General features: G+C 73.7%; 7 protein-coding genes, 1 other RNA gene and 1 pseudogene. 5 read left to right on the plus strand and 4 right to left on the minus strand.

Annotated elements, in window-relative coordinates; translation table 11 throughout:
- Positions 1 to 139 precede the first annotated feature (139 nt).
- Positions 140 to 541, minus strand: an RNA gene (rnpB, locus tag ACFYP3_RS33860) — RNase P RNA component class A.
- A 78-nt stretch (positions 542 to 619) separates the two neighbouring features.
- On the opposite strand from rnpB, the gene ACFYP3_RS33865 reads away from it, so the two are divergent.
- From ACFYP3_RS33865 to ACFYP3_RS33875, 3 genes are all read left to right on the plus strand, one after another.
- A complete protein-coding gene (locus ACFYP3_RS33865) occupies positions 620 to 739 on the plus strand; it encodes a MerR family DNA-binding transcriptional regulator (RefSeq protein ID WP_388841236.1) in 120 nt (39 codons plus the stop codon).
- Positions 740 to 831: 92 nt separating this feature from the next.
- A complete protein-coding gene (locus tag ACFYP3_RS33870; protein WP_388841239.1) occupies positions 832 to 1,380 on the plus strand; it encodes a MerR family transcriptional regulator in 549 nt (182 codons plus the stop codon).
- Positions 1,377 to 2,210 (plus strand): hypothetical protein, encoded by an 834-nt coding sequence (locus tag ACFYP3_RS33875; RefSeq protein ID WP_388841217.1) that lies wholly within the window; start codon positions 1,377 to 1,379, stop codon positions 2,208 to 2,210. Before ACFYP3_RS33870 ends, ACFYP3_RS33875 begins: the two co-directional genes overlap by 4 nt.
- Here ACFYP3_RS33875 and ACFYP3_RS33880 read toward each other — a convergent pair.
- Positions 2,207 to 3,649, minus strand: coding sequence for an RNB domain-containing ribonuclease (locus ACFYP3_RS33880; protein WP_388841220.1), 1,443 nt, complete (start codon positions 3,647 to 3,649; stop codon positions 2,207 to 2,209). The two genes, ACFYP3_RS33875 and ACFYP3_RS33880, sit on opposite strands and share 4 nt — an antisense overlap.
- 102 nt (positions 3,650 to 3,751) lie before the next feature.
- On the opposite strand from ACFYP3_RS33880, the gene yaaA reads away from it, so the two are divergent.
- Positions 3,752 to 4,552: a peroxide stress protein YaaA gene (gene yaaA, locus ACFYP3_RS33885; protein WP_388841223.1), complete on the plus strand. Its 801-nt coding sequence runs from the start codon at positions 3,752 to 3,754 to the stop codon at positions 4,550 to 4,552.
- Positions 4,553 to 4,572: 20 nt separating this feature from the next.
- Here the strand turns inward: yaaA and ACFYP3_RS33890 are convergent, their stop codons facing one another.
- On the minus strand, positions 4,573 to 5,322 hold the full coding sequence (locus ACFYP3_RS33890) for a bifunctional DNA primase/polymerase (protein ID WP_388841225.1): 750 nt from the start codon (positions 5,320 to 5,322) through the stop codon (positions 4,573 to 4,575).
- A gap of 170 nt (positions 5,323 to 5,492) precedes the next feature.
- Positions 5,493 to 6,104: a TetR/AcrR family transcriptional regulator gene (locus tag ACFYP3_RS33895; protein WP_388841228.1), complete on the minus strand. Its 612-nt coding sequence runs from the start codon at positions 6,102 to 6,104 to the stop codon at positions 5,493 to 5,495.
- A gap of 97 nt (positions 6,105 to 6,201) precedes the next feature.
- Between ACFYP3_RS33895 and ddaH the strand changes: the two are divergent.
- Positions 6,202 to 7,056, plus strand: a pseudogene (gene ddaH / locus ACFYP3_RS33900) (dimethylargininase); the annotation flags it as partial.
- Positions 7,057 to 7,146 lie beyond the last annotated feature (90 nt).

The raw sequence follows: 7,146 nt of genomic DNA on the forward strand, positions 1-7,146 counted from the left end.
CGTTTGAGGCGCGGGGTGCGGGGCGGAGCCCCGGGCTCTGAGCCGCACGGCTCTGGGCTGCGCCGCGCGCGGGGCGGAGCGCCGGCCGTGGTGATACGGCGCCGCCCCGGACCGGGAAAGCGGTTCGGGGCGGAGGTGGCAGACGAGCCGGCCTGTACGCCGGGTTCTGTCGCCCGGTGACCTCGCGGTCGCCGGGGAGACGGCCATCCATCTAGGACCGGTGTTGCCACCGGCCTCGTGCGGTCTACCCGCGAACTCGGGCGGGCAGCCCTCAAGCGTTCGCGCAGACCCGTCCGGAGACGGATCCTCTTGACCTTGCTCCGGGTGGGGTTTACCTAGCCGCCTGAGTCACCTCAGGCGCTGGTGGTCTCTTACACCACCGTTTCACCCTTACCGGGGACCGAGGTCCCCGGCGGTCTGTTTTCTGTGGCACTGTCCCGCGGGTCACCCCGGGTGGGCGTTACCCACCACCCTGCCCTGTGGAGCCCGGACGTTCCTCGGCGGGATCCGAGGATCCCGACGCGGCCGCCCGGCCGACTCGTCTGCCGTGGTGGACATGTTACCCGGGGCGATGGCCCACGCTTGACCTTGACGCAACGGCAGGGTTTCTACTGGGCTCATGCGGATCGGAGAGATCGCCGCGGTCGTCGGGGTCACCCCCCGGGCGATCCGGCACTACCACCACGTCGGGCTGCTCCCGGAGCCGGCGCGGGCGCCCGGGGGCACCTCCCAGCGGTAGCTGGGGGAGGATACCGGGCCTACAGCGTCCGCGACGCCGTCCTGCTCGCCCGCGTACGCCGCCTCACCGAGCTCGGGCTGAGCCTCGACGAGGTGCGCGACGTGCTCGCGGACGACGCCGGGCGCGAACTGGCCGACGTACTCGCAGAGCTCGACGCCGACCTGGCGCGGCAGGAGGCCGCGCTCGCGGAGCGCCGCCGGCGGCTCGCGGTGCTGCTCGCCGCCGGGCCGGGGGAGGGCGAGCCGATGTCGCCCGCGCTCGCCGAACTGCTCGCGAAGGCGCCCGCGACGGACTCCCCGACCGCGGCCAAGGACCGCGAGCACCTGATCCTCCTCGACGCGGCGGGCGCGGGCGGCCAGGAGGTCTACGCCGCCCTCGGGCCGCTCGCCGCCGATCCCGCCGTGCTCGCCCTGTACGAGCGCCTCGACGCGCTGGCCGACGCGTCCGTGGACGATCCGCGGATCCCGCCGCTGGCGGCGGACCTCGTGGCGTCCGTACCCGACGAGGTGTTCGCGGCGATCCCCGCCGACGGGGCGGTCGTGGCCGGGTTCAAGGAGGCGCTGCTCGCCGAGTACGCGCCCGCGCAGGCGGAGGTCGTCCGCCGCGTCATGGAGGCCTTCGTCGAGAGGGGGCGGGGATGACCCGCATACGGGCGGCGCGGATCGCCGTCACCGCCGCGGTCCCGGCCGAGCTGGCGCTCGTGGTGTGCGCGGCGTCCGGGATGCGCGTGCCGGGCCGGGTGCTCGCCGCCACCGAGGTGCTCCTCGTCGCCGTGCTGCTGCTGGAGTCCTGGGTGCTGTACGGCCTCTACGCCGCCGGGCGGGCCCGCGGCGCCGGGCGCGGGGAGGCCTGGCGGGAGGCCGTCCGCGCCGTGGTGCCGCTCCGGGTGCGGCGGCTGCTGCGGCACGAGCTGCACGCCCTCGCCGCCCTCGGGAGGTGGACCGTGCGCGGGCGGCACGGGGTCCGCCCGGGCGATCTCTCCGTCGCGTACACGGGACCGCAGACGGCCATGATGTACGGACTGCTCTTCGTGTCGGTGGTCGAGACGGTGGCCCTGGCCCTCCTCATCCCCTGGCCGGCGGTCCACCGGGTGGTCCTCGCGCTCGACCTGTACGGGATCCTGATCGTGCTCGCCCTGCACGCCGCCTGCGTCACGCGGCCGCACGTGGTCCGCCCGGACGGGTCCCTGCTGATCCGCTACGGAGCCCTCTTCGACCTGGCCGTGCCGGCGGACGCGGTGGCCTCGGTACGGGTGGAGCGCCGCTACCCCGAGGGCCGGCTGGTCACGCTGTCGCAGGACGGGGTGCTCGACCTGATCGTCGGCAGCCAGACCACGGTGACCCTGGAGCTGAACCGGCCGCTCCGGTTCACCCGCCCGCTCGGCGCCACCGCCGAGGCGCGGACCGTACGCTTCCACGCCGACGACCCGCGCGCGCTGGTCACCGCCCTGCGCCGGCAGCCCGCTCCCTAGGCCGGCGCGAAGAGGATCTTCGACGTGCCCGGGTCGGCCTCCTTCAGCCGGACCCGGATGCGGTCGCCCAGCGGCAGCGCCAGCGTGTCGGACTCGACGCGTCCGACGACCGCCGGGTCCTCCAGGTGGACCGTGCCGACGAGCGGCTCGTGGTCGTTGACGTCGATGACCGTGCCCTCGAAGGTCTCGCCGACGCGGTCCTTGAGCAGGGCCGCCTCGACGAGGTCCACGGACTCCCGCTCGACCGTGTTCGCCAGCCGGATGCCCTCCGCCATCTCCCGGGGGAGCGCCTCCAGCGCGGCGACCGCCCACTGCGGGGGCTCCGCCCCGGCGGCCGCCGCCACGCACAGCTCGCCGGCGTAGCGGTCGGCGAGCCGGCGCAGCGGCGCGGTGCAGTGGGCGTACGGGGCCGCCACCGCCGAGTGGATCGCCGGGTCGGGGGTCTCGCCGCCGGTGAACACGGTGTAGCCCGCGCCGCGCAGCAGGGCCGTGCACTCCTGGAGGAAGGCGGCGTGGGCGGGGCGGTGCGGATCGAGGGAGCGCACGAGTTCGGCGTACGGGACGTGGTGCGGCCACTCGATCCGCAGGGCCTTCGCGGCCCGCCGGAGCCTGCCCACGGCGCCGTCCGGGGCGCTGGGCAGCGTCCGCAGGATGCCCGTGCCGGTGGCCAGCATCAGATCGGCGGCGGCCATGCCGGTCATCAGGGAGATCTGCGCGTTCCAGCCGTCCGCGGGGCGCGGGGCCCGATAGGCCAGGGAGTACGTGCCGTCGTGCTCGACGATCTCCTGCTCGGGCACGTTGAGCGAGATGCCGCCGCGTTCCTGTTCCAGGGCCTCGCGGAGCCGGCCGATGTCCGCGAGCAGCGCGAGCGGCTCCTCGGCCGTGCCGGTGTCGATGGCCTTCTGGACGCCGTCGTAGTCGAGCTTGGCGCGGCTGCGGACGAGGGCGCGGTGCACGTCGGCCGTCTCCACCCGGCCGTCCGGATCCAGGTCGAAGCGCCACAGCAGCGCGGGGCGGGTGCGGTCGGGCAGCAGGCTGGCCGCGTCCTCCGAGAGCACGGGCGGATGCAGCGGGATCCGCTCGTCGGGGAAGTAGAGGGTGGTGACGCGCCGGTGGGCCTCCGCGTCGAGCGGGCCGCCGGGGGTGACGAAGGCGGCGACGTCGGCGATGGCGTAGTGGACGCGGTAGCCGCCGCCGGAGCGTTTCGCCAGGTGCATGGCCTGGTCGAGATCGATGGAGGTCGGCGGGTCGATGGTGAACAGGGGGATGTCGGTGCTGTCCAGGTCGGGCAGGCGCGGGTGCGCGGCCGCCTCCTCGGCCTCGGCGAGGACCGCCGCGGGGAAGTGCGCGGGCACTCCCAGCTCCGTCCGCAGTTCACGCAGCGCGGCCCGCAGGGCAGCCCCGTCTGCGCCGGTCATGTGCATCTGACGGCGTGGCATGGACCGAGCCTATGGTCGGGCGGCCCGGACGGCACGGCGAGCCGTCTACCCTGGCCGGGGGGCCGCATCCCCTGCGCCGTGTCGTATTGAAGGAGAACCACCGTGCTCGTGCTGCTGCCGCCGTCCGAAGGAAAGGCCGCCGGCGGCTCCGGCGCACCGCTGAAGCCGGAGTCGCTGTCGCTGCCCGGCCTGGCCCCGGCCCGTGCGGCGGTCCTGGAGGAACTGGTCGAGCTGTGCGCGGGCGACGAGCTCAAGGCGCGCGAGGTACTGGGGCTGAGCGAGGGCCTGCGGGGCGAGGTCGCGAAGAACGCGGAGCTGCGCTCGGCGGTGGCCCGGCCGGCGGGGGAGATCTACACGGGCGTGCTGTACGACGCGCTGGGCCTGGCCGACCTGCCCGCGGCGGCGCGGGCACGCGCGCAGGACGCGCTGCTCGTGTTCTCGGGGCTGTGGGGCGCGGTGCGGATCACCGACCGGATCCCCTCGTACCGCTGCTCGATGGGCGTGAAGCTGCCGGGGCTGGGCGCGCTCGGCGCGTACTGGCGCGAGCCGATGGCCACCGTCATGCCCGAGGCTGCCGGCGAGGGGCTGGTCCTGGACCTGCGGTCCTCGGCGTACGCGGCCGCGTGGAAGCCGAAGGGCGAGGTGGCGGGGCGCACGGCGACCGTGCGGGTGCTGCACGCGCAGGTCGTGGACGGCGTGGAGAAGCGGTCGGTGGTGAGCCACTTCAACAAGGCGACGAAGGGTCGCCTGGTGCGTGACCTGCTGCTCGCGGGCTCCGCCCCCGCGTCCCCCGCCGAGCTGGTCACGGCCCTGCGGGACCTGGACTACGCGGTCGAGGCCGAGGCCCCCGCGAAGCCGGGCAAGGCCTGGTCCCTCGACGTGGTGGTCACACAGATCCACTGACCCCCGCGCCGGGGCCCGGCCTAGTGGCCCAGGGGCCAGGCGACCGCGGCCGGGGTCAGCTTCGCGGTACCCGCGTACGCGGCGCAGGCGTCCGTCAGGGTTTCCAGCAGCGTCAGCGGATCCGGCAGGGGGTGCTGCATGCCGCGCAGCCACGTCACCGACAGGTCACCGGGGAGGGCCGCCGGCGGGACCAGGACGTAGCTGCCGCGGCAGTGCCAGCGCAGCCCCGGGTGCTCGTCCATCGTCTCGGGGTGGCAGTCCAGTTCGCACGGCCACCACTCGTCCTCGTCCTCGGGGGTGCCGCGGGTGGCGGTGAAGAACAGCATGCGGGCCTGCTCGCCGGTGCCGCCGGACTCGGCCACGGGGCCGACCTCGATCCCGGCCTCCAGCAGGCGGGCCAGGGCCGCGGCGCCGGCTTCCAGCGGGACGTCGAGCACGTCGTGGACCATGCCGGTCGCGGTGATGAAGTTGGCCTGGGGCTGGTTGCGCGCCCAGCGTTCGACCTGGGCGCGGTCGGTGGTCGACTGGGTCTGCCAGGCGAAGGAGATCGGGTGCCGTGCGGGCGTCGGACAGCCGACGCGGTCGCACGAACATCGGTAGCCGGCGGGATGGGCGGCGGGGGCGAGCGGCAGACCGGCGGCGGCGACGGCCAGGAGGAGCGCCTCGCGCTCGCGTGCGGGGTCCTCGGCGGTGGGTTTCCGGCGCCGGCGCAGCCACTGGGAGATCCTGCTCTGCTCGCCGCGTCGGACGCGGCCGGACTCAGACCCCATCTATCCCCTCACCTCACCGTATCCCCGGCGGACCTTCACATCGTCCCACCATCCTGCGCCCCGGGTGACCGCTCTTGACGACCGGGGGCCGCGCATGAGTGACCGACAAAACTCTGTATATCGGTAGGACCAGGACGAAACTTCCCGGGTGGTCGCCGGTCACCGGCCGGCTAGCGGGCGGTGACGTTGGCCACCCCGCCCAGCACCCGGTCCACGAGCGCGTCCGTGTAAGCGTGCGTCAGGGGCGCGGTGCGCAGCAGCCAGCGGTACGTCAGCGGCCCGAGCAGCATCTCCACCGTCAGCCGCAGGTCGGTGTCCGGCGCGAGCTGGCCCGCCTCCCGGGCCGTGTGCAACCGGGCCTCGTACAGGGCCAGCTGCGGCTCCAGCAGCTGCTCGGTGAAGCGGGCGCCGAGCTCGGGGTCGGTGGCTCCGGCGGCCGTCAGGGCGCGCGCGGGGGCCTCGTACTTCTCGTTGTTGAACTCGTCGACGGTGGCGCGCAGTACGTACTTCAGGTCGGCGGCGAGGTCCCCGGTGTCGGGGAAGCCGGTCCACTGGCCCTCCGTCTCCGCGTCGCCGGCGAGGGCGAGCGAGGCGTCGAGGAGCACGGCGGCCTTCGACGGCCACCAGCGGTAGATGGTCTGCTTGCCGACGCCCGCGCGGGCGGCGATGGCCTCGACGGTCAGCTTGTTGTAGCCGACCTCCCCGACCAGGGCGAGCGCGGCGTCGAGGATGGCGCGCCGGGAGCGGTCGCTGCGGCGGCTGGCGTCAGGGGACTTGGTCATGGCCCGAACCTATCAATGCGAGACGTCTCGTCTTCCTATGGTTGCGTAAACCACCCGGTCAGTTCACTGTGTCGTCCAGCGGGAGGAGAGACGATTCTCTTCCGTACTCGTCCCGAGTCGTGAAAGTCGTGAGGAGCCTTCTTTGCGCAGAGACGCCACACCCCGGCGCTACCTGATGTGCCCACCCGCACACTTCAAGGTCACGTACTCCATCAATCCGTGGATGGATCCCACGAAACCGGTGGACCTGCCCCTCGCACACGCCCAGTGGGAAGACCTGAGGGACCGCTACCGCGCCCTCGGCCACACCGTCGAGACCCTCGTACCCGATCCCGGGCTGCCCGACATGGTGTTCGCGGCGAACGGGGCCCTGGTCGTGGACGGCCGGGTGCTCGGCGCCCGGTTCGCCTACCCGGAACGGGCCGCCGAGGCCGAGATCCACCTCGACTGGTTCCGCAACCACGGCTACCAGGACGTCCACGAGCCGTCCCACGTCAACGAGGGCGAGGGCGACTTCGCGGTCACGGCCACCTACATCCTGGCCGGCCGGGGCTTCCGCTCCAGCCCGCTCTCGCACGACGAGGCGCAGGAGTTCTTCGGCCGGCCCGTCATCGGCCTCGACCTGGTGGACCCGCGCTACTACCACCTGGACACGGCGCTCAGCGTCCTCGACGGCGACGAGATCATGTACTACCCGGACGCCTTCTCGCCCGGCAGCCAGGGCGTGCTCAGACGCCTCTTCCCGGACGCCCTGATCGCGGACGGCCGGGACGCGGCCGCCCTCGGCCTGAACGCGGTGTCCGACGGCCGGCACGTCCTGCTCCCGCAGGCGGCCACCGGTCTGCTGGCACCGCTACGGGACCGGGGCTTCGAGCCGATCCCGATGGACCTGGGCGAACTGCTCAAGGGCGGCGGCAGCGTGAAGTGCTGCACGCAGGAGCTGCGGCCCTAGGTGTGTTGTCCGGAGAGGTTGGTGGCGCGGCTGGCTGGGGTTTGGCCTGCGATGCCGGTGTGGGGTCGGTGGTAGTTGTACCAGTGCAGC

It is taken from the genome of Streptomyces sp. NPDC005533 (assembly GCF_042871845.1).
In the GTDB taxonomy this organism is placed as follows: Bacteria; Actinomycetota; Actinomycetes; order Streptomycetales; family Streptomycetaceae; genus Streptomyces.

Excerpts from the sequence above, each read along its gene's own strand:
- ACFYP3_RS33865 (WP_388841236.1), top strand. The coding sequence starts at position 620 with ATGCGGATCGGAGAGATCGCCGCGGTCGTCGGGGTCACCCCCCGGGCG.
- ACFYP3_RS33875 (WP_388841217.1), top strand. The coding sequence starts at position 1,377 with ATGACCCGCATACGGGCGGCGCGGATCGCCGTCACCGCCGCGGTCCCG.
- ACFYP3_RS33880 (WP_388841220.1), bottom strand. The coding sequence starts at position 3,649 with ATGCCACGCCGTCAGATGCACATGACCGGCGCAGACGGGGCTGCCCTG.
- ACFYP3_RS33890 (WP_388841225.1), bottom strand. The coding sequence starts at position 5,322 with ATGGGGTCTGAGTCCGGCCGCGTCCGACGCGGCGAGCAGAGCAGGATC.
- ACFYP3_RS33895 (WP_388841228.1), bottom strand. The coding sequence starts at position 6,104 with ATGACCAAGTCCCCTGACGCCAGCCGCCGCAGCGACCGCTCCCGGCGC.